This is a genomic window from Thermopirellula anaerolimosa (assembly GCF_054657335.1).
Map to the genome: position 1 here is coordinate 892,546 of NZ_BAAHYX010000004.1, position 26,001 is coordinate 918,546.

A 26,001-nucleotide genomic window follows, 5' to 3' on the forward strand; every position below is an offset into this window, starting at 1 on the left:
GCACCGAACCATCCGGTCGAACAAGCGGCACCCCTGCGCGCGGCCCCCTCTGCACAGGGGATATTCCGCCTGGTCCGCGGAACGCATCGCCAAAGTATTCACCCCCATGCGCCGGCGCGAAACACTTGTGCACAGGACGGCATTTTGGACCGCCCTCGCGGCCCTGTGGCTGTCCGGTTGCAGTCTGGTCCAGCGCCACATGCGACCGGTTCGGGAATTGGAGGTCAGTCGCCAACTAACTCGAGAGGCCAATTTCGCCTTGGAGCGCGGCGATCTGCAAGAGGCGGATCGACTGTTGGTACAGGCCTTGAGGCAATGCAAGACCGACGCTGAGGCTCGCGCCCTTTACGGGGAAGTGCTGTGGCGACTGGGGAAGCGCGAGGCGGCGATTGAACAGTTGAAGTCGGCCGTCGAGCAGGCGCCCGACCAGGCCCCCATCCATCTTCGTTTGGCCGAGAAGTATCTGGCTTCCGGCAACGTCGAACTCGCACAGCGGCACACGGAGACGGCGATTCGTATCAGCCCCGGCAGCGGCGCCGCCTGGCTGATGCACGGCAAGGTCTTGCAGGCGCGGGGGCAAACCCGTAGCGCGATCGCCGCCTTGCAGCGATGCCTCGATTTCAACCCCGACAACGCGGAAGCCTCAGCCCGTTTGGCCGAGTGCTACCAACTCTCCGGACAACCGGACCGGGCACTGGCCGAGTGGCACGCCGCTCTCGAAAAATGCCGGCCGGGTCACGAACCCGTGGAATGGCTGACTGCCGTCGCTCAAGTCTATCAATGGATGGGACGGCACGCTAATGCCGCCGAATACTACGCCCAAGCCGCCGAAAGAGACAACGGCAACCCCGACCTCCTCGTTCAATCCGGTCTGGCGCACATCGCGGCGGGAAACCGCCTCGGCGCGCTGGGCGCCTTGCGTCAGGCGCTGGCGAGCGATCCCCAAAACCCTGCCGCCCAGCGCTTGCTCCGGCAATTGAGCACGGACCAGGTAATTCTCACATCGGGCGAAGAATCGGCTCCCTCGGCCCTCCCCCCAAACCGCTAACGCAAGAGCGAGGAGACGACCCCGGTTCGTCACGATGCAGTAATGCCGGCCAATATCCGTGGGTCGGATCGCACGACGACGGATTCGGCGCACCGCGACAGGCCTCCCGATTCCGGCCGACTTGACGTGCCTTTTCCATCGGATCGCACCCTCCAGTCAACGGCAAAGCCGTCCCTGTTTGACATTCCACACTGCGGGATCGTGCCGATAATGCTTCATAGGGGACAGTGCGCTCGGATGCCTTGAAATCCTGAGACCCGTAAACGCCCGAAAACCGGCCCCGAGGTTGACGCGAACATTGGATTCCAGGCCGCCGCATTCCAAGAAGTTCGAAGAAGAACCGCATCCCGCCGATTCGGTGCAGGGTGCCGACCCTTCCGCGCGCCATCAAGACGACACCATCGACGAGGGAATACAACGAGACATAGCACCCCAGAAACCGCACCCAACCCATTCCACCCAGACATCCGAAAGCGAAAAACCGATCTCGCGAGCGTCCAAGGCGGTTTCCGAAGGCTTGTACGCCCCGATTGCTCCGCCCCAAGCGGGGGTGTCGGGCAATTCTACGCCTGAGCGTTCGCGCTTGGAATCTGAAGGCAAGGCGGGCGTCCCAGAGCCAATGACCTCGCGTCTCGATTGGGAAGTCCTGGGGCGTCCCTGGGTGAGCGGCATCATCAGTGCCGTCGTTCACGCGGCGGCATTGATCGTGTTGGCCCTGATCTCGATTCACATCGAGCGAGGATTGGGCGAGAGCTCGCTTCTCGCGACAAGCAACTCCCCCGAGGGAATCGAAACACCGGCGGAGGACTTGATTTTGGAGACTCGCGAGGCGGCAACCGAACTTGTGAATCCTCCCTCAGACTCCACGCCTTCGCCGACCGACTTTTCCAACCCGCTGGACGGCACGACCGCCCAAACCGACACCCCCGCCGTTGACGACGTGATCACCGAGACGGGCACCCTCCCCATCGATCCGCTTCGATCCTACAGTCGTCCCCGAGGCGGCGGACTGGATGGGCGCTCGCCGGAAAGACGTGCACAGCTTGTTCGCGATGCAGGCGGCACGCCCGAGAGCGAGGAGGCCGTGGAACGCGGCCTGCGCTGGATTGCGGCCCACCAAAGCCCCGACGGCGGATGGACCTTCGACCTGAAAAAAAGCTATTGCGCCGGTCTATGCGCCAATGCCGGCACGGAAGCCAGCACCACCGGCGCCACGGCGATCGCACTGCTGCCTTTCCTGGGTGCCGGTTATACGCATACCCAAGGAGAGCACCGAGAAACCGTCCGCAAGGGCCTGTACTACTTGCTTCGTCGGGGTCGAACCACGCCGGAGGGTCTGGATCTCCGCGAAGGCACCATGTACGCCCAGGGATTGGCCGCCATCGCGCTCTGCGAGGCGTACGCCATGACGCAGGACGAGGCGCTCCGCGATCCCGCTCAGTCGGCGATCCGCTACATTCAGGCCGCGCAAGACCGGCGCGGCGGAGGTTGGCGATACGCCCCCGGCGAACCCGGCGACACCACCGTGACCGGATGGCAATGGATGGCCCTCAAGAGTGGGCAATTGGCCGGTTTACCGGTCTCGCGGTCCACGCTTTACGCCGCCGACCGCTTCCTCGATAGCGTGCAATCGGACGGCGGTGCCCAATACGGGTATTTGACCCCGGAACCTCGTCGCGCAACGACGGCGGTGGGCATCCTTTGCCGCATGTACGGCGGTTGGACGCGAGGGCATCCCGCCCTGGCCCGGGGCGTTTCCCTACTCTCCACCTGGGGCCCCTCGCCCGCCGACATCTATTACAACTACTACGCCACCCAAGTCCTGCGGCATTGGGGCGGATCGGATTGGAAGTTCTGGAACCGCCCGATGCGCGACTACCTCGTTTCCACCCAGGCCGTCAAAGGCCATGAGAACGGAAGTTGGTACTTCGACGACGAGCACAGCCGCGTGGGCGGTCGATTGTACACCACGGCCATGGCGGTAATGATCTTGGAGGTCTATTACCGCTACCTGCCGCTCTACGGCGAAGAGGTCTTCCCACCGTTTTGAGACCGTTTCGGCTCCTGCGCAGACCACAAGCCGACTTCCCAAAAGCGAAGCCTCTCCACGGCAGCCGAGTCCGACGGGAAGATCAGGAGCCTAGCTTCTTCACGGCGTATTCGTGGGGGCGTTTGCGTAACACCTGGGCCGAAATGATCTTGTCGGCTTGCGGTGCGCTCGGATCCTGCGGATCGCGCGGCTCGAGCTTTTCCACCACATCCATACCCGACACGACCCGACCGAAGACCGTGTGCTTACCATTCAGGTGCGGAGTCGGCATGTAGGTGATGAAGAACTGCGATCCGTTGGTATTCGGGCCGCTATTGGCCATGCTCAAACTGCCGCGGTAGTGCCTTCTTGCGTTGGGGGCCGAGCACTCGTCCGCAAAGCGATAGCCCGGATCCCCCGTGCCGTCGCCCTTGGGGCAACCGCCTTGCGCCACAAAGCCGGGAATTACGCGATGGAACGTCAGGCCGTTATAGAATCCCTGCTCGACCAACTGAACGAAATTGGCGACCGTATTGGGAGCTTCGTTCTCGAACAACTCCAGTACAACGTCGCCCTTCGAGGTCTTGAGCAGCACGCGCGGCAAATCGTCGGCCTTAGCCTCGGCGTCGCGAATCGCCTTTTCCTTGGGCCAATCGGCGCCGTAATCTTCCGATGCTTTTTGAAAGTACTTCAATTCTTCCTCCTCGATACCGGCATCAGCGAGTTTCTTGAAATAGGCCTGTGCCTGGCCGAAATCCTCCATCCCAAAAGCCGCCTTTGCCATCGCGAAATGGACGGGCGGCGTATCCACCCCTTTCTTGATCAACTTTTCCGCGAGTGCCTTGGCCTGCTCGAACCGCCCGCTCTCGGCATGATCGACCGCCACGTCGGAGAGTAGGTCCACCAAATCGCCTTGGGTTTGCGGGGCCTCATCGAAGGCCGCTTCCGCGGCGGCGATCAGTTTCGGCAAGTCGGCCTGCGCCTTCTGCACGCCGGCCTCATACTGCGCCCGCAATTGAGCCATCTCCGCCGGGCCCGCCGAACGATACTTCAGTCTCAAGTCTTGAAGTTCCGCCAAGAGGGCGTTCCACTCCTTAAAGATTCTTTGGAATTCCGCGTTCTTCGGACCGGCGGCTGCGGATGGGGCGGGTTGGGACGCCGCTTGAGCCCAGGCCGCATCCGTTTGCATGCCCCACCACACCGCGCCCGCAACCGTGACGCAAGACAACACCGCCGCACGCAACGCAAGATTTTTCATGGGAAAACAACCGTATCCAGAACCGGAATCTCGAACGCCGCGGGGCCCGACCTCTTTTCCGCCTCACGCGGGTCGATCAGGTCGCGAACAACGAAACGCTACGCTTACGCTAACAGATATCCCTCCACCCGACCAGTCCTGCCGCGGGAATTCGCCCGTCTCCCCGCAGCAACCCTATCGCGAAGCGGCAGAAAACCCACGAGACATGACGCGTGAATCGGCTGCTTCCGGCACAGACTCGGCAACTCGCCCAACGCACCAGGCTAGGCTATAATCTTCGAGCATCCGCGGTCGGCATCGCGATGCGGCGGGGCTGCTCCCCGCATCGCCGTCGTTGCCCGCTCAAAATCTCGCGACTATTGATGAAAGGCAATCTCCCATGCAACGCTCCCGCGCGCCACGTCGCACCATCCTACGTCTTGCTTTTGCGCTTTTGTTGATGCCCCTCTTGGCCGCCGGAAGCTTGGCAGGGCCTTGCTTGGCGGAAGAAGTCATTGTGCGGGTGGTGAACCCACGGTGCGAGTATCGCGTCGATCCCGTTGGAATCGATTCGCCGCATCCGAGGCTCAGTTGGCAGATCGTGTCGCCCCGACGCGGCGAGGTCCAGACCGCCTATCAAATCTTGGTCGCCTCCTCGGCATCCGCTCTGGCTGAGGATCGAGCCGATCTTTGGGATAGCGGCAAGGTGGATTCCGACCGATCCATCCAGGTTTCGTATCAAGGAAAACCGCTCACGAGCGGTCGAGCGTGCTATTGGAAGGTCCGCGTCTGGGACCGAGACGGTCGGCCTTCCGCTTGGAGTCCGGTCGCTCGCTGGACCGTCGGCTTGATGTCCGCCGAGGATTGGAAAGGCCGCTGGATCGGCAAAGACGAAAAGGAGGCCGATTCCGTTTTAATCCGCGGCGTATCGTGGATATGGTACGGCGACGATCCCAAATCCCCGCCGCCGGGAAAACGTTGGTTCCGCCGCCGATTCGAGCTTCCGGAAACCACCGCATTTCGTAAAGCGCAGCTTTGGGTGACCGCCGACAATTTCGCCCAGGTCTTCGTCAACGGCCAATCCGTCGGACGTGCCAATAACTTTCGCGCCGCGGCCGATCTGGACGTTCTTGGCTCGCTCCGACCGGGCAAGAACGTCTTGGCCGTGGAAGTGGAAAACGCGGGCGATTCCCCCAACCCCGCCGGCCTATTGGTTCGGTTGAGCGTGGAATTGGACGACGGTCGAACCGTCCTGCTGTTAAGCGATGACACCTGGAAATCGTCGTCCCAAGCGGCGGACGGTTGGCAAGGCATCGATTTCGACGACGGCGGGTGGAAATCCGTCGCGGTGTTAGGAGAGGCGGGGATGGCGCCTTGGGGCGACGTCTCCGCGCCCGAGGCTGACAGTCGTCGCTTGCCCGCCCGCTGGCTTCGCAAGGAATTCTCGCTCCAAAAGCCCGTAAAGCAGGCATTCGCATACATTAGCGGCCTGGGGCTTTCCGAATTGTACTTGAATGGTGAAAAGATCGGCGACCACGTCCTTTCGCCCGGTCTGACGGAATATCCGAAACGCGTCTTTTATGTGACGCACGAGGTCACGCAACAACTTCGACCGGGACAAAACGCCGTGGGCGTGGTTCTGGGAAACGGTCGGTATTTCGCGCCGCGTCTCCGCGAACCGACGCTGACTCTAACCTACGGATTCCCCAAGCTACTGTTCCAACTGGACGTGGAATACGAAGACGGCACGCGCGAACTGATCGTCAGCGATGGAAGCTGGAAGTTGACCGCCGCCGGTCCGATCCTCGCCAATAACGAGTACGACGGCGAGGAGTACGACGCACGGCTTGAAATGCCGGGCTGGAATCGCGCCGGCTTCGACGACGGAAAATGGCAATCGGCTCAACTCGTGGAACCGCCTGCGGGACGGCTCGTCGCCCAAAACATGGAGCCGATTCGCGTCACGGAGACGCTGCGGCCCAAGTCCGTCCGCGAGGTCCGTCCCGGCATGTTCATCTTCGATATGGGCCAAAACATGGTCGGATGGTGTCGCCTGCACGTCGAAGGCCCGCGCGGGCAGGTCGTCCAACTCCGTTTCGCCGAGACGATCCGCGAGGACGGTTCCTTATACCTCGACAATATTCGCGGGGCGAAGGTGACCGATCGCTACGTCCTGAAAGGCACGGGACGTGAAGTCTGGGAACCGCGATTCACGTATCACGGTTTTCGCTATGTCGAGGTCACCGGCTATCCCGGTCGCCCGGACCTGGACGCCCTCGAAGGCCGCGTGGTCCACGACGACATGCCGCAGGCGGGGGAATGGGCAAGCTCCAACGAACTGCTCAACCGCATCTACCGCAACGTATTCTGGGGAGTCCGCGGCAACTATCGCAGCATTCCCACCGATTGCCCGCAACGCGACGAGCGCCAAGGTTGGCTCGGCGACCGCTCCGCCGAATCCAAGGGGGAAACCTTTTTGTTTTTGAACGCGCCCTTGTACGCGAAGTGGTTGCAAGACATGGCGGACGCCCAGAAGGAAAACGGCAGCGTTCCCGACGTGGCTCCATCGTACTGGCCGCTGTACTCCGACAACGTCACCTGGCCTTCCAGCCTGATCATCATACCGGGGACGCTGATCGACCAATTCGACGATCGCGAGGCCTTGGCTCGAGTTTACCCGGCCATGGTGCGATGGATGGACCACATGGCCGGATTCCTGGAAGACGATATCATGCCGCGAGACCAATACGGCGACTGGTGCGTTCCCCCCGAAGCCCCGCACTTGATCCACTCCCAAGACCCGGCCCGGCGGACCGCGAAAGCCGTGTTGGGAACAAGTTATTTCTATCACTGTGCTCGGCTGATGGCGCGTTACGCCCGCGTGCTTGGGCGTCCCGAGGACGCCGCGCGATTCGATGCGTTGGCGGACCGATTGGAACGGGCATTCAACCGGCAATTCCTGGCGTCCGAACGCGATCATTATGACAACGGTTCCCAGACATCTTCCGTTCTTCCCCTGGCCTTCGGATTGGCGCCGGAGGCCGATCGCCCCGCGATTTTCCGTTATCTGGAACGCAAGATCGTGGAGGAGACGCACGAGCACGTCGGCACGGGCCTCATCGGCGGGCAGTGGTTGATGCGGACGCTGACGCGCAACGGACGAGCGGATCTCGCCTATAAGCTGGCGACCCAAAAGACCTATCCCAGTTGGGGGTACATGATCGAGAAGGACGCCACCACGATTTGGGAGTTGTGGAACGGCGATACGGCCGATCCGGCCATGAACTCCCACAATCACGTCATGCTGGTCGGCGACCTGGTGATCTGGATGTACGAACACCTCGCCGGAATTGCGAGCGACCCCAATCGACCGGGCTTCAAGCACGTGCTGATGCGTCCGGAGACGCCGGGCGACTTGGCTTGGGTCCGCGCCGTGCACCGCGGTCCTTACGGCGAAATCGCCAGTCACTGGCGGCGGCAGGCCGAGCGATTCGAATGGAATGTTGTCATCCCGCCCAACAGTTCGGCCACGCTATGGGTACCCGTCGGAACGGGTGAGGTCCTTGAAGGCGGCCAACCCGTCGCTCAGCGCGACGGCATCCGCTTCCTCCGCCGCGAAGGCGACCGCATGGTACTGGAGGTCGGATCGGGCAGTTATCACTTCGAATCGGGAGAAGGCGCCGCAAGCAGCGCGGCCCGAGATTCCGCCCAAGCCCACTCGGCGTTCCAGGCCGCTCCGCCCAACCGCCCCGGCGACTCCGACGCCGTCCGCCTACCTCTGCCCGTCTTGCCGACCGGATTCGCGATGGAGGACGAAACCCATCCCACGTCGCCCGCGGGTATCCGCCTCGGTTGCCCCGACCCAGCGGTCATCGCCGATGACGAAGGGGGCTATTGGATCTTCTCGACGGGCAACGGCATCCCGATTTGGCACTCCAAAGATCTGAAGGCTTGGGAGAACGTCGGTCGAGTTTTCACGGAACCCGTGCCGAGTTGGGCCAAGCGAATCATCCCCGGCGCGCGAAACATTTGGGCACCCGACATCCGCTTCATGAACGGTAAGTATCACCTGTATTACTCGGTCTCGACTTTCGGCAGCCAGCACTCCGTTATTGGATTGGCCGTCAACGAGACGCTGGATATAAGCTCCCCGAACTATCGCTGGGAGGATCGCGGACTGGTGCTTGAGTCGCGACCCAACCGCGACGACTTCAATGCCATCGATCCGGCCTTGTTCGTCGATTCAGACGGAAAGGCCTACCTGTTCTGGGGATCGTACTGGACCGGTATTAAGGCCGCGCCGATCGATCCAACCACGGGCAAGTTTGCTTCGGATCCGCCGCAAATCACCCCCGTCGCCGCGCGTCCCGGGCATAATCCGCCGGCCATTGAAGGGGCCTACGTCATTCGCCGCGGCGACTGGTACTACCTATTCGTGTCCTACGACTCCTGTTGCGACGGCCTCCGCAGCACGTACAACATCCGCGTCGGACGCGCGAAGGCCGTGCTTGGACCGTATGTGGACAGAGAAGGCCGACCCATGCTCGAAGGCCATGCCACGCTCGTCTTGGAAAGCTCCGACCGTTGGCGCGGCACCGGCCACAACAGCTTTCTGAGCACGCCCCAAGGCGACTGGCTGGTACACGCCTGCTACGACGCCGAAGCCCCGCGCCAAGGCCGAATCCTCAACGTGCGACCCGTGCAGTGGGTCGATGGCTGGCCTACGGCGGGCGAACCCATCAATCGCTCCTGACGATCCCGGAACCGGGGTCATATGCGTCGCGATGGCGGTTCGGGATTTCCATCCGAGAGGACAGGCCCCATCCGCGCGAAGTCAATTCCCGGCGAGGACGGTCCGGGACTGCACCAAGTCCGCGCCCGCGGCGACCATCTCCCGCAAGGCTCCCTCCACGTCACCCGGTTGAAGTTCCACTCCGCGACAGGCATCGACGATGACCGCCACGCGATAGCCCAGCGCGAGGGCGTCCAGTACGGTCCACTTGACGCAATAGTCCGTCGCCAATCCGCAAACGTACACCCTGTGCACTCCCGATTGTCGCAGGAACTCGTGTAGCCCCGTGCCGCGCCGCCGCCGGTTGTCGAAAAAACCGCTATAGCTGTCGATGCGGGGATCCGTGCCTTTGCGAAAGATTCGGGCGAAACGACTCGCGTTCAAACACGGGTGAAAGTCGGCCCCCGGCGAATCCTGCACGCAATGAACGGGCCAGAGAATCTGCGGTCCATCCTCCAGCGCGACGACGTCGCCCGGTTGCTTGCCCGGATGGTTTGCCGCGAAGCTGACATGATCGGGCGGGTGCCAGTCCTGCGTGGCCGCCACGAGCGGGAAACGATCCGCAAGGGAATTGACGATCGGCACGATTTCATCGCCTTGCGGCACGGGCAAGGCCCCGCCGGGGCAGAAATCGTTTTGCACATCCACCACAATCAGTGCCGCACTGTCGGAAAACATGCACTTCACCGGATATCCGCCCGAACTCCGTCTCCCACCGACCTCACGATTGCAAACCCAGTCCGTCGAAACCAAGTCTCTCCCACTTGCGGTAGCTCGCCACATTCCAACGATAGCGTCCCGGTTCGGCATCTTTCCGACCGCGACCGGTCGCCCGTCGCAGGAGGCTGTAGCGCAGCAGGCCCGCCAAAAGCTGATTCAACTCCAGCCCGCGACCCAGAACCGCGCGATAGACCCAGGCCAAAGTTTCGGCGTCGAAATCGCCGGACAGCAATTCCAACCCGAAGGGACCGCCGCGCACGGCCCGACGCAGCGCCTGCCACGATTCCCGAACGATGGCGTCATGATCGAACGCCAAAGCCGGCAACCGATGTAGCGGAAACCAACGCGCCGCCTCCGCGTCGTCGCCCGCCGTCGGAGCATGCTCCTCCGTCCAAACCACCGCGCGAAAAACCGCTGAAATCGTGCGACCGCGAGGATCTCTCCCGGGGTCTCCGTACATGCCGAGGGGAACCAGTCGGGCGGGAGCAATGCCGGTTTCTTCCAGCAACTCGCGACGCGCGGCCGGTTCCAGCGGTTCATCGATCTCCACGAAACCGCCCGGTAAGGCATAGCGTCCGGCGAACGGATCGCGGAGACGCCGAATCAAGAGCACATCGAGTCGCGGCACACGTCTTCGCGAAATGCTCCGCGCCGGGGCGGGAATCCCGAACACCACGCAATCCACGCACACCGCGGGACGGGGATATTCATACGTGAACGGCACAACCTCAGTCCTATCCTGTTCCGCCGGCATCGCCGGTCAAATCGCTCACCACTCGCTGCAACTGCCGCAACTCGCGCTCGAATCCGCCGGAGAGGATCGGAAAACGGCACCACGTCTTGGGATCGAGGTTCTCGTCATCCACATGGAACGACGGCGCGTAACGCTCCCGTTTCCACTGATTGCGGCACCACAAGCGGAAGAACCGCTCCACCCAAATCCCCATTTGCGACGGCGCATACTCGGGAAAGTGCGCCTGCGCCAAGTGAAAGACCTCCACCGGCGGCAGCTTGTCCAAAATGGATGCCCGTTCGATGAAATCCAGCACCGCGTAGGGCATCAAATCGCCCTCGTCGGTCTGACCGGATTCGCCGGGACGCAACTCCGCGGTCGGCGGCAATCGATTCACCGCCGCTAAGGCGGGGACGGGATGCAACCCTTCCGGCCCCTGCTTCTCCAACCACCGCAACCACTCCCGCAGATACGTCTTATTGATGCCCGCGATCGGACTCAGGCTGCCGCACGTGTCGCCGTCCATGGTGGCGTAGCCGACGGCAGCCTCCGATCGATTGCTGGTGGCCAAAAGCAATGCTCTCTTCACGTTGGCCAGCAGCCAAACGCCGGGGCCTCGAACCCTGGCCTGAATGTTTTGCAGCGCCAAGTCGTCTTGTTCCCAGGTCAGTTTTCGCCCTAATACCCCTTCGATCATCGAAACGTAACCGCGAACCAGCGCCTCCACGTTCACGCAGGCCATGGACGCCCCCAGAGAGCGAACCACTTCCTCAGCGGCTATCCGAGTGGTCTCGCTGCTGTTGGCCGTGGCCTGGTACACGCAGTGCACCAATCGGCTGATCCGCTCGGCATGATCGTCGGTCCGGCGCAAATCGGGGATATGCGCAAGCGCGCGGCAAAAGGCCTCGTGCCCCAATTCTTGATGAGCCGCCTCGATCGTGAGGCAGGCCAAGCAAGCTACCGCCGAAGAGTCGGCCCCGCCGCTGACGCTGACGACGAATCCTTGCGAGCGACTCTTGCGGAGATAATCGAACAGCCCCAACATGACGGCCCGCGCGAATTCCTCTTCCTTGACATGCGGACCGGTCTCCCAGGCCGCAAATTGGGGCGACTGCATGTACGGATCGATTCGGGGAAACTGAAAGGCCGCCGTCGGATCGGCTCCGCCCGGTGAAAAGTCAGGCTCGAATCCGCCGTTGCGGGCTCGATTCATACGGTTCACGGCGGTGTCGAAAACCGCGCCCGTCACCAGCACGGGTCGGAAGGAAAACCGCGGCCCCGCCGCCGCCAATCGCCCGCCCGTCCCGATCAACACGCCGCCGTCGTAAATGATCCGTCCGGCCTCGTTTCCCAACAGATTCGCGTAGACATATGCCACGTGAAACGCCCGCGACCCCTCGGCCACGAATCGCTTACGGACGTCGTGCTTACCGAAGGCGAAGTGGCTGGCGCTGGGGTTGAGGATGACGTCCACTCCGCGTCGGGCCATTTCTCCGCCGGGACGTTGAGCGACCCAAGCGTCCTCGCAAATCTCGAACCCCACGCGCACGCCGCCCACGTCGAACACCAAGTCGCCGATGGGATAGTTCCGACCGCGAACGGTCGCTTCGTCGCAAACGCCGCGCGGCCAAGGTTTGAACCACCGCGGTTCATAGTGCAGCCCGCTGCCTGCCAAGTGCTGTTTGGGACGAAAACCCACGATTCGTCCGTCCACAATCAGGCAAGCCGTGTTGAAAAGCGCCGTCTTGTGATAGATCGGCATGCCCACGGATACGGCGATCCCTTCGGTTTCCGGAAGAATCTCTTCCAAGATGTCGAACACCGTTTCCTGCATTTGCGTGCCGTGGAAGGCGTCCTCGCACCCGTAACCGGTGATGCAAAGCTCGGGCAGACACAAAATGCTGATGCCTTCCCCCCGGGCAAGTCGGATCGCCTCCTTGATGTTGTGCGCATTTCCCTCCCAATCCAAAGGCGTCTGATTGAGGGCCGCACCTCCCACCTTCACCCATGTCATGGCGTCTTCCTCCGGACCTTCGTCGCGGCGACCCTTCTCCTGCGGCGCACAGCCTCACTCTCCACCACCGGATATCGCTCCGGTCGCCGGAAACGCAAAACCGCGTCCGGCAAAGTCGCGAGTTGCGCCCGGGCATAAGCTCGGACTTCCCCCAGCGGGCGAGCGGGCTGCGCCGGGCGTCCCTCGTTCATCATGGGAACGAGCAGGTCCTCGCCTCGACAGTCGCCGCTACGCAGCAGATATTGCGATCCGACCTTCGCCCGCAAACGCTTCGCCGCGTCCGTCGCCTCCGGCGGACCGTCGCGCCGATCATAAACTACGTCGCATATCGCGCGCTCATCAGCGTAAAAGCGATACACGCCGGATAGTCCCGGCAGACTGCGCTTCGCTCGATCGTCCGAAATCTTCGCGCGATCCTCCCACTCGCCGCGTTCGTTGACGACCGCCGAAAGCTTATAGACAACCGACAACGCCGGTTCATCGTAGGCCGTCACGAGTCGCGTTCCCACACCCCAGGCGTTCACGCAGGCCCCGCGCTCTTTCAACCGGAGGATGCGATATTCATCGAGGTCGCCCGACGCCAATACGGCGACATGGGTCAGGCCGGCCTCATCCAGTCGCCGCCGTGCCTCGCGACTCAACCGCGCTAAGTCGCCCGAATCCAGTCGCACACCTTGAATGCCGATCCCGTGCCGCCGCAACTGTTCGGCAGCGGCCAAGGCATGAGAAAGGCCTTGCTCGGAGTCGTATGTATCCAGCACGAAAATGCAGTTGGCGGGAACGGCGCGTCCATAGGCGGCGAAGGCATCGGTTTCGTCGTCGAAGGCCATCACCCAACTGTGCGCCATGGTACCGCGGACGGGGATTCCAAAAGTCTGCCCCGCCGCAACGTTGGACGTTCCCGCACACCCCCCGATGTACGCCGCCCGCGACGCCGTCAGGCCTGCCAGCCAACCTTGGGCACGCCGCAAGCCGAACTCCACCACGGGATCGTTCCCCGCCGCCCGACAAATCCTCGCCGCCTTCGTGGCGACCAACGAAGGAAACCCGATCAGGTTGAGGAGGGCGGTTTCCACCAATTGCGCCTGTAGTAACGGACCCTCCACTTGCAAGATGGGTTCGTTCGCGAAGACGGCCGTGCCCTCGCGGACCGCTCGAACATCGCACCGGAAACTCATTTCCGTAAGAAATTGCAAGAATTCCGACCGAAACAAAGGTCGCCCGTCTCCGCCCCGTAGCGATGCCAAGTAATTGAGATCGTCTTCACGGAAGCGGAATCTCTCCAAGAATTTCCCGGCGGCCTCTTGCCCGCATGCGAGCACGAACCCTCCCCGAAAGGGGTGCTTGCGAAAAAACAGATTGAATACCGCCCGGCGCTCCGCCCAGCCCAAAAGCCAGTAGCCCTGGGCCATCAGCAACTCGTACAGGTCCGTTGCCAACGCCGGGGGCAGGGTATCCCCCGCGTCCCAAGAAGAACCGGGATGTTCGCCAAATGGCAGTGAATCCGTCATGAACCGCAACCCGCGATCGTGAATCGCTCTGCGACAAAAACCCCTGCCCAATTCTAGAGCAAACCACCCGCGGCTTGAGAGTACCATGGCTGCCGAATCCGAAAAATGACCACCTTGCCGGAGAAAAACCCGATAGGTAGAATAACATGAGCATAATTACTAGTAATGTGATAATATCAGTAATGCTTCATCGGACATGGTGGAAACTAATGGTCATCCTTGAGTCCTCGACGGCACCGGTTGCCAATTCGGGGGGGTGACGGGACAATAGTCGAATTCCGTCCGGCAGAATTTCGCGGCTCAGGCGGACCGCACTGCCGCGATCCGCCGCAAGGCTTCGTACGTTTTGCCATAGACCGTCTCCATTCGCTGTACGTTCGACAATTGCAATCACACGTGTGATCCCGCACACGAACATATTTTTCCGTGGAATACCTCTTTTTCCGTGGAATACCCCATGAGTGAAAAGCCCAAACGCAGTCATGTTGAAGAACTGAAAGAGGCCAGTCGATTTCTTCGCGGACGACTGGCGGAGGAGTTGACCAACGATCAGCCCGCCTTCACGGAAGACACCGCCCAGATCCTCAAACACCACGGATCCTACCAACAGGACGATCGCGATCGGCGGAAGGACAAAGGTCCCGACGGCAAACCGCTGGGCAAAGCGTATTCGATGATGGTTCGGGTCAAGGTGCCCGGCGGAAAATTGACCTGGCGTCAGCTTGTCGCGCAACTAGATCTGTGCGACGAGTTGGGTAACGCCACCGCCCGCATCACCGATCGCCAGGACCTCCAATTGCACGGCGTGGTGAAGGGAAATCTCCGCGAGACGATTCGTCGCGTCAACGAGATTCAATTGACCACGCTGGGGGCGTGCGGAGACGTGGTGCGGAACGTGATGACCTGCCCCGCCCCGCTTCACCACGACGGCATTCGCGAAGAGTTGCAACGGGCCGCTCTGGAAATCACTCGGCATTTTCTCCCGCGCTCAGGCGCCTACCACGAAATCTGGCTTACCGATCCCGACTCGGGCGAAAAGCAGCGAGTGGACGAAGAACCGCAATCGCCCGCCGGAGAGGTGGAGCCTATTTACGGCACGACGTACCTCCCTCGCAAATTCAAATTCGCCTTGGCGCTTCCCGACGACAACTGCGTGGACGTTTACACCAATGACGTGGGGTTTCTGGCCGCCACCGAACAAGGCCGCGTCGTCGGCTACAACGTCCTGGTCGGCGGAGGCTTGGGCGTAACTCCGAGCAATAAGCGGACGTTTCCCGCCCTGGCTCAACCGTTGGCCTACGTACCGCCCGAGAAACTCATTCCCACGGCGGAGGCGATCGTCAAAGTGCAACGCGACTTCGGCGATCGCACGGATCGGAAACGGGCCAGGCTGAAGTATTTGATCGCGGATCGCGGACTGGACTGGTTCCGCAGAAAGGTGGTCGAGTACTTGGGCGAGGAATTGGCGCCGCCCCTGCCGCTTAGGGTCACCGATCACGACGACCACATTGGATGGTTCGCGCAAGGCGACGGCAAGTGGTTCTACGGTCTCAACGTCGAAAACGGACGGATATTGGATCGCGACGGTTTTCGGCTCAAATCGGCGCTCCGCGAAATCTGTAACCGACTGCAACCGGGCATTCGGTTCACCGCCCATCAGAGCATCCTATTCTGCGACTTGGAGGAAAGCGACCGGCCCACGCTGGAGGATATCCTGCGCCGGCACGGGGTCCCGCTGAGCGAGGAAATTTCCACGGTGCGTCGTTGGTCGATGGCTTGCGTCGCCCTGCCCACCTGCCCCCTGGCCGTCACCGAAAGCGAGCGCGTCCTCCCCGAAATGATGGATCACTTGGAGCGAGAATTGGCGGCGCTCGGCTTGCAGGATGAGCGATTCACGGTTCGCATGACGGGATGCCCCAACGGTTGCGCGCGACCCTACAACGCCGACATCGGCCTGGTCGGCAAAACGCTCAACAAGTACACCATCTATCTGGGCGGGCGATTGTTGGGCGACCGACTGGGGCAGATATATCAAGACGTCGTGCCCCTGGACGCCGTCGTCCCGACTCTCGTGCCGGTCTTGCGACTCTTTGCCGCGAATCGACTCCCCGGCGAATCGTTCGGAGATTTTTGCCACCGCCTAGGCATGGAGGCCATCCGTGCCGCCTGTGCGCCCAACGGAACGGGCGAAGCGGCGGTTGTGGAAACCGAGACCGAATGCGAGTCTTGAGCCGCGATCCGACGACGGCCTCGCGTCCATGGTATGATGAAACAGGCGTCGGCGACCGCCGTCGCACGCGATTCGAACCCGGCGGCCCCGGTTTGCGTAAGGATCGCACCCCATCACCGACTTGACGGCGACCCCGGTGGAGCATTTCCCCTTGTGCCGCCGTTCGCCGCGGCGAGCAAAGCAGTATCAACCGCGATCCCACGGGCGCAAGGTGACGATTCATGTCCTACCGTTTGCAGTGCGAATGCGGCCGCGAGCTTTTCGTCGATCTTCACCAAGCCGGCAGTGAAGTTCGTTGTGAATGCAGTCGAACGCTGCTGGTACCCTCGCGACGCGCCTTACAATCGCAGGAGTCCGTCACGGAAAGCCTCGCGGAGAGCGATGCGGAAGACATCAACCCCGCCATCATTTGGGCGAAGCGATTCCGCGCCATGGGTGCCGCGATCCTGCTCATCGCCGTCGTGGGGGCCGTGCTCTTGTTCTTTACGAGACCGAAAAAACCGACGATCCTCGGTTGGACGCCCGCCAATACCTATCGCTTTTTCCGTAGCATTCAAGGCGGCATCGACGGTCCCCTTTTCAACATCGAGGCCGATTACCTCAAACAGGTACGATTTCACGCCGCCATGCAGCGCGTCAATCTCCTGCTGGGCGTGCTCGGTTTTCTACTGGCGGGCGCGGCGAGTCTGGCCCTGTGGTTCGAAAAACGCACCCCGCCGCCGGAAGAGGATTTGGACGTCGGCGAAACAGATTTGGCGGATTGACCTCCGCGAAGAAATCCGGCCGGGACTTTTGCCCGCCGGTGCGTCCGATTGCCGCCAAACTCGAGGAAGCAATACGTCGTCAAGCAGCTTTACGCCAGGAGACCGCGAAGGCGAACCGTAACCTCATCTAACCTCATCGGGTCGAGACCCCGTCGGTTGGGCGATTCGGCGAATCGTAGATCGTCCAAACCGGGATCTCGCGGCGCAGCTTGTCGAGGTACTCGACGATCTTTTCCTTCTCGCGCTGCTCTTGGAGCTTCTCCCGGATTTCAGGCTGGGCCTCTTCGAACGGAATTCGCCGGGCGTCTTCCCGTTGAACGACGCGGACAATATGAAAGGCGTTATCGTCCTCCAAAATCGGGCTGAGTTGTCCTACCGGCAATTGGAATAGGGCTTCCTCGAGGACATGAGAACGCAGGCTGCCCTGAACGGTCCATTCACGGATGCCGCCTTGAACCGCGGTCGGCCCTTCGGAACCGCTTCGCGCCACATCCGCGAACGACTCTCCCGACAACACGCGATTCCCCAAGGCCGCCAATAGATCCCGGGATTGGGCGTCAGGGCGATCCGGTCGTTTGCGGATCATGAGCTGCTCCCATAGCACTTTGCCGGGACGTTCGAACTCGGCAAGATGGGTTCGGTAGTATTCCAGCAACTCCTCCGGATCGACGGCAGTCACATTCTTGGGCTTCTCGCCGCGTTGCTGCTGAAGCCATTGCCTGGCGATCACGCTTTCGATGAACGCGATCTTCTCTTGCTCCAGCGAACTGCCAAGGGACTGCAATTGCTGCTCCAATTGCTGTCGTGAGTTCAGTCCCAGGGACTTTAAGCGCCGCGGGATTTCTCGTTCCTCGAACTCCTTGCCCAATTCCTCCCGAAATCGCTGGAGCGCCTCCGGAGGGATGCTGCGGGCCGCATCTTGATAGATCAGCTTGGCCTCCAAACGGCGGCGGAGCAACTGCTTCATGACCATTTGCTTATAACGCTGCTCTTCGCCGGGAGGAATTCGATCCTTCATTTCCTCCAGAATCTCGTTTGCCGCGCCCAGCAATTCGCCCGCCAAAATCACATCCGAGCCGACGCGCGCCAGGAGCGTCGCCCGTTCGTACGGCACGTACGTTGGAAGCGGCGGTTCCGTGGATAAGGCGAAACGGTCGCGATTTTGGGCGGCGACTCCGTCCTCCGCAACCGCGAAACCGGCGGGCTCGCCCGTATCACCGCCTGCTTCGAAACCTGCCGTACCCACGACGGGATTGGAGGCACCGGATCCGGCATTCCACGCTTGAGGTTGGCCCGCCGGACCGCCGAAGCCGCTCGCACGACCGGCGCTCATCGGCGTCGTGCCCGTTGTCATGCCCGTCTCCGGCGATTCGACGGATGGCCAAGGCGGCGATCCGGACGTAGTCTGCGCATTGGCGGCGGGAAGTACCGGTCGTACCCACGGCGGATCGGGCCGGGAAGTCGCCGGATAAAGCATCTCACCGCCGACGGTAGCCTGCTCCTCCATCGGTTCCTCGAAAACAACCTCGGGTATTGCGGGGTCAGGTTGTCCAAGCCGCGACGGGGACACGGCGGAACGAATTGCCCCACTTTCGACCGCCGGCGCCGCGGGGGGTGGCGAAACCCCCTCGCGCGAAAGTTCGCCCGCACTATCGAAGCGTGGGGGCCAACTCGGGCGCCGCAACATCGTGTCCCAATCTCCGCGGCGGTACGGGCTAGGTGACAACGCCGAACGCTCATCTGTCCCAATGGACCCGGCGGGCACGGCCATTCGGTTTTCTTCGGCACGCGCAGCGGTGAAGATGCCCGGCAGACAGCGCACGGCCCAATCCGGCCATTGGCCGTCTCGTCCAAGAATGCGCAGCCCAAGCCCCGCTGCGATCAAGATACCAGCCAGTAGTATGCCTCGGATTCCACGCACGCCGGAGCACTTCCTAGATTACGGACGAACGTCGGGGTTTCCGACCCGGTTCGTCGCTTTTGTTCCCCGCGCGGCTCGGGCGTCCACCATTCAGCGCTGGATTCACGCTCGGCCGACGGGATTCCACGAATCCAACTTCGGGGCGGGATTATAAGTCGGCCCGCCGAGATGCGGCAATGCCGAATCCGCTCCATCTACGAACTTCCGCGAGGCGTCAACTTCGGATTGCGATCACCGACCCGCGATCGGAATCCCCCCTTCCGTATTGACTTCCCCTCCACGCGATTGCTAGAATCCCGAAAGTTCGGAAAGGGGATCGGATCGTCCCTAAAACGGCGGACAAGGAATGCACGTCCGACGTACGGAAACAGGCTGGGAGATTCATACTCCCGCCAAATTGAATCTCTTCCTAGAAGTGGTCCGTCGCCGCTCCGACGGCTACCATGACATAGAGACCCTCGTCTATCCCATTGATCTTTTTGATACCCTCGTTTTTCGAAGAAATCCTGATTCGCGAATCGAGTTAACGGTGCGATGGGCAACGCACCACGCTTTTACGGCACCGGAAATGTTGGGCCATGTTCCGGCCGACGCCGCCAATTTGGCGTATCGCGCGGTGCAGCGAGTCCGAGAAGCGACGGGCGTCTCCGACGGCCTGAGTCTGGATATCTACAAACGGATTCCGTCCGGCGCCGGACTGGGGGGCGGCTCCTCCGATGCTGCCGCCGCCCTGCTCGGCGCATGCTTGACGTGGGAATTGAAGCACGATCTACTACCGTTACCCGATTGGGCGGCCGAACTCGGCAGCGACGTTCCGGCTTTCCTCCAAGCCGGGCCGTGCGTCTGTCGCGGGCGGGGGGAACGGGTAAAGCCGGCATCGGGCACGGGGCGTTGGCACGCCGTCGTTGTTCGACCACGATTCGGATTATCCACGGCGGAGGTATATCGGGCATGTCGTCCGCCTCAACATCCGCGAAGCGTCGAAGATTGCTTGCATGCCCTGTCGCTGGGCGGACGCGGGCAACCGACCGGCGGCCTTTTCAATCGCTTGCAAGAGGCCGCCGAGAGTCTTGCACCGCAACTCATCGACGTGCGACGCCGCCTCGAAAAGCAAGGTGCCTGGGCGGCAGGGATGACGGGCAGCGGATCCTGTTGTTTTGGACTGTTTCCGCATCGGGCATCGGCTTGGGCGGCCGCACGCCGGTTGCAAGCCGATCCTGATTTCGCCGCCGTTTTTGTCGTCCAGGGTTACTGCTAGTGCTCTCGGAGGAAGGGAGGTCGGCCGTGAAGATCACCGAGATTCGCATCAAGCTCATGGACGAACCGGGGGAACGCCTCAAGGCCTTCTGCTCCATCACCTTCGACGATAGTTTCGTGGTCCGCGATCTCAAGATCATCGAGGGGGCCGGAGGGTTATTCGTCGCCATGCCCAGCCGCAAACTGACGGCGCGGTGCCCCGCCTGCCGCACCAAGAACCACTTGCGGGCGCAATACTGCAACCAGTGCGGCATTCGGCTCAAAGAGCAAACCGTGGCCAAGGACGAGGAAGGCCGGGCCAAACTCTACGCCGACATCGCCCATCCCATCAACTCCAGATGCCGGGAAATGATCCAGACTCGGGTCATCCAGGCCTATGAGGAAGAGAAAGCCCGATCGCTGTTGCCGGGCTACGTCCCGTCGTACGACGACTATGACGAGGAACGCACCGCCGAGGCCGCCGAGCCGATCACCCGTCCGGAATCCCAGCACAAGGCCCACGCCGACGAGCAGGCGGTTCCCCCGCCGCCGCACAAACCGCCGGAGACTTTGCCTCAGAGGAAGCGCGAGGGCGATCTGGGAACCGAAGCATTCGAATCGTAACGGATTCCTTCACGGCAATTGCTCGGGATCCCAGTCGCGGACGGTCTCGATCAGGGCCAGTACGTTCTCCACCGGCGTCGAGGGAAGGACGCCGTGGCCGAGGTTGAAGATATGACCGGGTCGGCCGCGCGTCTCGGCAAGCACTTCGCGCGTTCGACGCCGCACCACCTCTTCCGGCCCGAGCAGCACGGCGGGATCCAAGTTGCCCTGTATCCCGCGATCTTCGCCGATCATGGCCCACGCCTCGGATAGGCGAATTCGCCAATCGACGCCGATCACGGTCCCGCCCGCCTCCGCCTGCAACGGAATCAACGCGGGATTTCCCGTCCCGAAGTGGATAACCGGCACTCCCTCCGGCAAAGCCGCCAACAATCGCTGCGTGTGCGGCAGCACATAGGATCGGTAATCGTCGGCGGACAGACACCCCACCCAACTGTCGAAAACCTGCAAGGCCTGCGCGCCGGCCTCGTATTGGGCGATCAAATAGCGGGCTACGGACCGCTCCAACTTGCCAAGCAAATCATTCCACGCTTCAGGGTGCGAGTACATGAAACGCTTGACGTTCTCGAAGGATCGGGAGGTGCGCCCCTCGATCGCGTAGGCGGCGAGCGTGAAGGGCGCGCCGGCAAAACCGATCAGCGGCATCTCCTCGGGAAGACCGGCCCGGGTCCGGCGGACCGTCTCCCAAACGAAATCCAACGAGTCCGGATCCTCCCATTCCCGAAATCGTGCCACGTCCCGCGGGTCCCGAATGGGGTTTCGCAAGGTCGGCCCTTCATCCGGGCCAAAGCGCAATTCCAACCCCATCGGCTCCAAGATCAGCAGTAAGTCGGAAAACAGGATCGCCGCGTCCACCGGCAATCGCTCGACGGTGACGAGCATGGCCTGGGCCGCCAAACGCGGGTCGCGGCACAGTTGCAGAAACGAAACCTGCTCGCGAATCCGCCGATATTCCGGCAGGTAGCGTCCGGCCTGCCGCATCAACCAGATCGGGACGCGGTCCACGGGTTCGCGGCGGGCGGCCCTCATAAAACGACTTTCAAGCCAGGCGGGGGCTGCCATGGTCGGCCTTTTTTTCCTCGGAGTTCTCGGTGTACCGCGGATTCCACGCCGCCGGAAGCGCTTGCGTATGAACGGACGACGTCGTCCCGCCCGGCGGCCCTTGAACGTATCATACCTTCGCGACCATCCACGGGACAGAACGACGAAGCCGCTGTCAGGCCGCCTCGTTTGCGCATCGCGCCTCGCAAGAAAAGGCCGTCGCCCACGAAGCCGAAGGCTCATGGGCGACGCGTCCGATTTCTCTGAAGCTCACCGGCCCCCTCGTGAGTCAAGGACCGGGGCGTGAGTTACGGATCACGCATCCGGAGTCGGAGCCGCAGGCAGCGGGGCCGCGCCGTTCGAAGGGGCGGCGGCGGGGGCGGGCTGGGCGCCGCAACCGCAGTCGCTGACCGGGGCGCACGCGCCGCACTTGGGCCGCGGGCCGAACACGTTCTTCAGGAAGTTCAGCACCGGCCGATCGCAGCGATCGCCGCAGCTCGGTTCGCAGGCCGGTTCGCAAGCCGGTTCGCAAGCCGGTTGCTCGCAAGCAGGCTCACAAGCCGCCGGGCCGCAGGCGTTGCAGTCGCCCAAGGAACCGATCTTGCGGAGCAGGTTCCGGACCGGTTGCGGATGGCACTTGGGGCAACCGCAGGCCGGTTCGCATGCAGGCTCGCACGCCGGCTTTTCGCAAGCGGGTTCGCAGGCTGCGGGGCCGCAGGCGTTGCATTCGCCCACCGAAGCGATCTTGCGGACCAGGGCCCGAACGGGTTGCGGACGGCATTTCACGCAGCCGCAGGCCGGTTCGCAGGCCGGTTCGGGAGTTACGCACTTGGCCGGTTCGCAGGCCGGGGCTTCGCAAGCCGGCGCGCAACGGCGGCAAGCGAACAAGTCCTTCAGGCCGGCAAACAGATCGCAGCGGTGCCGAGGTGCGCAGACGTCGCAGCCCGGTTCACAAGCAGGCTGCTCGCAAGCCGGCTTGGCGCACGCCGCGCAGCCCTCATCCAAACTCACCATGCGGCCGATGAGATCGGCTCCCTGGCTTCGGCCGCACAGCATAGCGCTGACCATCAGCGCTCCAAGCAGCAATTTCGTCTTCATTGAGCCTTCACTCCTTTACATCTAGGGGGGACGTGGTGTTCCATTCTGTCGGCCCAACCCGAGCTCCGCACACGGCCGTTGCGCGACGCGCTCCTGATCGGTCAGTGGGTTCTCCCATGGGTTAGAACCGACTGGGATGGATTAGGGTCACAGAGCGGGAAACACCCACGTCTCTCCAACCCGACCGGACCGGCGTCAGCGCCGTCGGACCAATCCATGATCCGATGAGAACCCTCGGCCTTCTGACGCGTGCGAGACGGTGCGTTCTTTTCGCTTCTTTCGACCGCTCGCGTGGTTGCCTCAGTAACCGTCATCGGCATTCCAATCGAACCCCCTTGAACGTACGTAAGTGCTTTCCAATAAAAGGTTTAGTATTACGGAAAGGAAGCCTTTTCCGCTCCCGAAGCCTGGGCATGTCTGGCAATCTTTAACGCACCACTACGGCCTTCAAACCGGCCATACGCCCGACGTTTGCGCTAACGTCTTCGGAATCGCTACAATTTCACAGGCGTTCTCCGTCTGCCGATTTCGCCGCTTCGAAAGGTCTCGTTACCATCGACCGAGCAACGCAACGATCCGGTGCTCGAAGAAAGGTGCGTTTCCGTAGACGATTCCTCCCGGCGCGTTCGGCGTTTAAAATGAAACACCATGGAAACGCAACGACCCACTTATCACGTGGTGAATTTTGACGATCTGCCCGGCACTTCCTGCCCTTGCGGCATCGCCCGCCGCGCGTTCACCGAGTTGGCGGACTATCCCGCCACGCTGCACCGCACCCGGATCGACGGCGAGGCGGCGGCGCACTACCATCGCCGCCTGACGGAGTTGTATTACATCTTGGAATGCGACCCGACCGCGGTCGTGGAACTGGACGGGCAGCGCGTTTCCGTCCGACCCGGCACCTGCGTCCTGATCCCGCCCGGCGTGGTCCATCGCGCCATCGGACGCATGACGATCTTGAATTTCGTCACGCCGAAGTTCGATCCGGAGGATGAGTTCCCGGTCGACTGACGCCTGCCGCTTTTCTTGATAATTCGAAAGATCGCCGGCCGCGGCTATCCGAATCGCGTGTTCGCCGCGCGCCGACTTCGATCGCCTTCCGCCGGACGTCATTCATCTTCGTTACGGCGGTCACGCCTACCACACCGGGCCATTACCAAAAGCGCCATTATTTATTCACTTTTTTGCACATTTCGACCGCTCACGCCAGCCGAAGACCTAAATCCATATTTTTTCGAAATTAAAGAAAATTGATTGAACGGCGATTTCGGTCGTTTGAACCCCAATTGGAATTGCGAAATCGATAATTGCCAAAAAAGTTTTAACAGAACTCTAACAAAACCTTAATAATCCCCTAACAATCGACTGCTAGAATGAGCCGCGAAGGAGCTGAAAAAACGCGGCGGCAAAGGCTCAAGCACAAAGCCGAAAGCCGCCTACGAAACCCCGAGGGAAACGTACGAATCGCCGCTTGATCCATCGAAGCCGAACGGGTACGGCGTCGATTTTTCGACCGGAAGATACAAAGGCCGCGGACGAGAAAAGGAGGCCGAACCATGGAGTCTGTACGATCGCGGCGGTTGCGACGCAGTCGCACTAACTGCCCGCCGCGTGCCCGGCGAGCCATCACGCTGATCGAGATGTTGACGGTCATCGTCATCATCACGCTGCTGGTCGCCATCCTCCTGCCGGCCTTGAACGCCGCCAGGGAATCCAGTCGCCAAGCGGCCTGCGCTAGTAACTTGCGGCAAATCGGCATGTCGCTCCAATCGTTGGCGCAGGCCGAACGCGGCTTTTTGTGCACCGGCGCCATGGACTGGCAACGCGACGGCAGCGTGACCGCGATCGGTTGGGTGGCGGACCTGGTCGGCAGCGGAACGCCGGCGGGAAAGCTCCTTTGTCCCAGCAATTCCGCCGTCCTTACCGAGGCCTACAACGACCTGCTGAATCTTGACGTGACAAGCTGGCAGACGGAGGATCCGACCGCCCCCATCACATGGTCCTGCGGCGTCAACCACAAAGGCAAGTCGCCCGAGGCCCTACCCGACGGAAGCCAAAAGCGAGACCCGTGCGAGGAGATCATCAGCCTCCACGCCGTCCCTTCCAGCGACCGCGACGCCTTGGTGCTCGAGCGCATTTATAAGGAACACTACAACACCAATTACACGGCCTCTTGGTTCCTCGTCCGGTCCGGGGTCAAGCTGGATTCGACGGGCAATTTGCCGTCAGCGGGCCCGGGTTGCGAAGTCAGCCCCCTGGCTCGCGGAAGCACCTACGGACCGCTCAACCTCAATCTTCTATCGGCGGGAGCGGTGGCCAGTTCCTTTATCCCGCTGATTGGCGACGGGCAAGTCGCCGCTCGCCTGGAACGCCCCTTCGGTCACTTCGTTGCCGGCGCACCTTTGGTCCTGTCCTTCACCCGCGGACCGGTTACCAATCCCCAGATGCAATTTCTCTCGGTCCCGCCGAATACGCCCCGCGAGGGCGCGAACGGATGGTGGGCTTTATGGAACGCCACACGACAAGACTACCGCGGCTTTGCTCCCGTCCATCGCGGCTTGGCCAACATCCTGATGGCCGACGGCAGCGTGCAATCCTTCAAGGACGCGAACCGCGACGGACAACTCAATAACGGCTTCACCGCCGACCCCGCCAACGGTTATCAAGATTCCTCTGAGGAATTGCCCAGGACCGAATTCTGGAGTCGCTATGAACTGCGGCAACCTTGAACCGCGGAACCAACGAACGACGGGAGAGAGAAATGACCTGATCGGAAGCAACCCCCGCGGACGCACCGCGAGCATACTCGGTGCGACGCCACGAGCCGAGCGACATGGGGACGTCGCTGGGCATACCGGCCTGGAACCGGAAGGGCGTAAGAGGCAGGGAAGCGCAGGTCGACAAGCGGAAGAGGCGCCGGTCCGCCAACCGACGCCTCCCCGGAAAGCACCGAACATCACGAAAGGAGGACCTCTCGCAACATCCGGAAAACTGATGACAGCC

Annotated in this window: 17 protein-coding genes; 9 read left to right on the forward strand and 8 right to left on the reverse strand. The window is 62.0% G+C overall.

Annotated elements, in window-relative coordinates; translation table 11 throughout:
• The first annotated feature begins 127 nt into the window (after positions 1 to 127).
• Both ACYQ6J_RS04000 and ACYQ6J_RS04005 read left to right on the forward strand, forming a co-directional pair.
• Positions 128 to 1,048 carry a tetratricopeptide repeat protein gene (locus ACYQ6J_RS04000; protein WP_460182904.1) on the forward strand — a complete coding sequence of 307 codons (921 nt, stop codon included), beginning with the start codon at positions 128 to 130 and terminating at the stop codon, positions 1,046 to 1,048.
• Between the two features lie 619 nt (positions 1,049 to 1,667).
• Positions 1,668 to 3,098: a prenyltransferase/squalene oxidase repeat-containing protein gene (locus ACYQ6J_RS04005; RefSeq protein WP_460182905.1), complete on the forward strand. Its 1,431-nt coding sequence runs from the start codon at positions 1,668 to 1,670 to the stop codon at positions 3,096 to 3,098.
• 82 nt (positions 3,099 to 3,180) lie between these two features.
• Here ACYQ6J_RS04005 and ACYQ6J_RS04010 read toward each other — a convergent pair whose 3' ends face one another.
• Positions 3,181 to 4,335, reverse strand: coding sequence for a peptidylprolyl isomerase (locus ACYQ6J_RS04010; protein ID WP_460182906.1), 1,155 nt, complete (start codon positions 4,333 to 4,335; stop codon positions 3,181 to 3,183).
• 379 nt (positions 4,336 to 4,714) lie between these two features.
• On the opposite strand from ACYQ6J_RS04010, the gene ACYQ6J_RS04015 reads away from it, so the two are divergent.
• Positions 4,715 to 9,067 (forward strand): family 78 glycoside hydrolase catalytic domain, encoded by a 4,353-nt coding sequence (locus ACYQ6J_RS04015; protein ID WP_460182907.1) that lies wholly within the window; start codon positions 4,715 to 4,717, stop codon positions 9,065 to 9,067.
• A gap of 81 nt (positions 9,068 to 9,148) precedes the next feature.
• Here ACYQ6J_RS04015 and pncA read toward each other — a convergent pair whose 3' ends face one another.
• The 4 genes from pncA to ACYQ6J_RS04035 are packed head-to-tail and all read right to left on the reverse strand — an operon-like array spanning position 9,149 to position 14,084.
• Entirely contained in the window at positions 9,149 to 9,784 is a 636-nt protein-coding gene (pncA, locus tag ACYQ6J_RS04020; RefSeq protein ID WP_460182908.1) for a bifunctional nicotinamidase/pyrazinamidase, read from the reverse strand.
• Positions 9,785 to 9,827: 43 nt separating this feature from the next.
• Positions 9,828 to 10,550, reverse strand: coding sequence for an NUDIX domain-containing protein (locus ACYQ6J_RS04025; protein ID WP_460182909.1), 723 nt, complete (start codon positions 10,548 to 10,550; stop codon positions 9,828 to 9,830).
• Positions 10,551 to 10,560: 10 nt separating this feature from the next.
• Complete coding sequence (gene nadE / locus ACYQ6J_RS04030; protein WP_460182910.1) at positions 10,561 to 12,573, reverse strand: NAD(+) synthase; 2,013 nt, start codon at positions 12,571 to 12,573, stop codon at positions 10,561 to 10,563.
• Positions 12,570 to 14,084, reverse strand: a complete 1,515-nt coding sequence (locus tag ACYQ6J_RS04035; RefSeq protein ID WP_460182911.1) for a nicotinate phosphoribosyltransferase — start codon at positions 14,082 to 14,084, stop codon at positions 12,570 to 12,572. Before ACYQ6J_RS04035 ends, nadE begins: the two co-directional genes overlap by 4 nt.
• Positions 14,085 to 14,541: 457 nt before the next feature.
• On the opposite strand from ACYQ6J_RS04035, the gene ACYQ6J_RS04040 reads away from it, so the two are divergent.
• Together ACYQ6J_RS04040 and ACYQ6J_RS04045 are read left to right on the forward strand one after the other, a co-directional pair.
• Positions 14,542 to 16,314, forward strand: a complete 1,773-nt coding sequence (locus tag ACYQ6J_RS04040) for an NADPH-dependent assimilatory sulfite reductase hemoprotein subunit (protein WP_460182912.1) — start codon at positions 14,542 to 14,544, stop codon at positions 16,312 to 16,314.
• A gap of 221 nt (positions 16,315 to 16,535) precedes the next feature.
• Positions 16,536 to 17,078, forward strand: coding sequence for a hypothetical protein (locus ACYQ6J_RS04045; RefSeq protein WP_460182913.1), 543 nt, complete (start codon positions 16,536 to 16,538; stop codon positions 17,076 to 17,078).
• 133 nt (positions 17,079 to 17,211) lie between these two features.
• Here the strand turns inward: ACYQ6J_RS04045 and ACYQ6J_RS04050 are convergent, their stop codons facing one another.
• Positions 17,212 to 18,585: a peptidylprolyl isomerase gene (locus tag ACYQ6J_RS04050; RefSeq protein WP_460182914.1), complete on the reverse strand. Its 1,374-nt coding sequence runs from the start codon at positions 18,583 to 18,585 to the stop codon at positions 17,212 to 17,214.
• Positions 18,586 to 19,345: 760 nt separating this feature from the next.
• Here ACYQ6J_RS04050 and ispE point away from each other — a divergent pair.
• Both ispE and ACYQ6J_RS04060 read left to right on the forward strand, forming a co-directional pair.
• A complete protein-coding gene (gene ispE, locus ACYQ6J_RS04055; protein ID WP_460182915.1) occupies positions 19,346 to 20,257 on the forward strand; it encodes a 4-(cytidine 5'-diphospho)-2-C-methyl-D-erythritol kinase in 912 nt (303 codons plus the stop codon).
• A 26-nt stretch (positions 20,258 to 20,283) separates the two neighbouring features.
• Positions 20,284 to 20,859, forward strand: coding sequence for a SpoVG family protein (locus ACYQ6J_RS04060; protein ID WP_460182916.1), 576 nt, complete (start codon positions 20,284 to 20,286; stop codon positions 20,857 to 20,859).
• 9 nt (positions 20,860 to 20,868) lie between these two features.
• Here the strand turns inward: ACYQ6J_RS04060 and hemE are convergent, their stop codons facing one another.
• Both hemE and ACYQ6J_RS04070 read right to left on the reverse strand, forming a co-directional pair.
• Positions 20,869 to 21,888, reverse strand: a complete 1,020-nt coding sequence (hemE, locus tag ACYQ6J_RS04065; RefSeq protein WP_460182917.1) for a uroporphyrinogen decarboxylase — start codon at positions 21,886 to 21,888, stop codon at positions 20,869 to 20,871.
• 327 nt (positions 21,889 to 22,215) lie between these two features.
• The gene (locus ACYQ6J_RS04070; protein WP_460182918.1) at positions 22,216 to 22,998 is read right to left on the reverse strand and encodes a hypothetical protein; all 783 of its coding nucleotides are present in this window, start codon (positions 22,996 to 22,998) and stop codon (positions 22,216 to 22,218) included.
• Positions 22,999 to 23,646: 648 nt separating this feature from the next.
• Between ACYQ6J_RS04070 and ACYQ6J_RS04075 the strand changes: the two genes are divergently transcribed.
• Together ACYQ6J_RS04075 and ACYQ6J_RS04080 are read left to right on the forward strand one after the other, a co-directional pair.
• Entirely contained in the window at positions 23,647 to 24,009 is a 363-nt protein-coding gene (locus ACYQ6J_RS04075; protein WP_460182919.1) for a cupin domain-containing protein, read from the forward strand.
• Between the two features lie 545 nt (positions 24,010 to 24,554).
• A complete protein-coding gene (locus ACYQ6J_RS04080) occupies positions 24,555 to 25,727 on the forward strand; it encodes a prepilin-type N-terminal cleavage/methylation domain-containing protein (RefSeq protein WP_460182920.1) in 1,173 nt (390 codons plus the stop codon).
• Positions 25,728 to 26,001 lie beyond the last annotated feature (274 nt).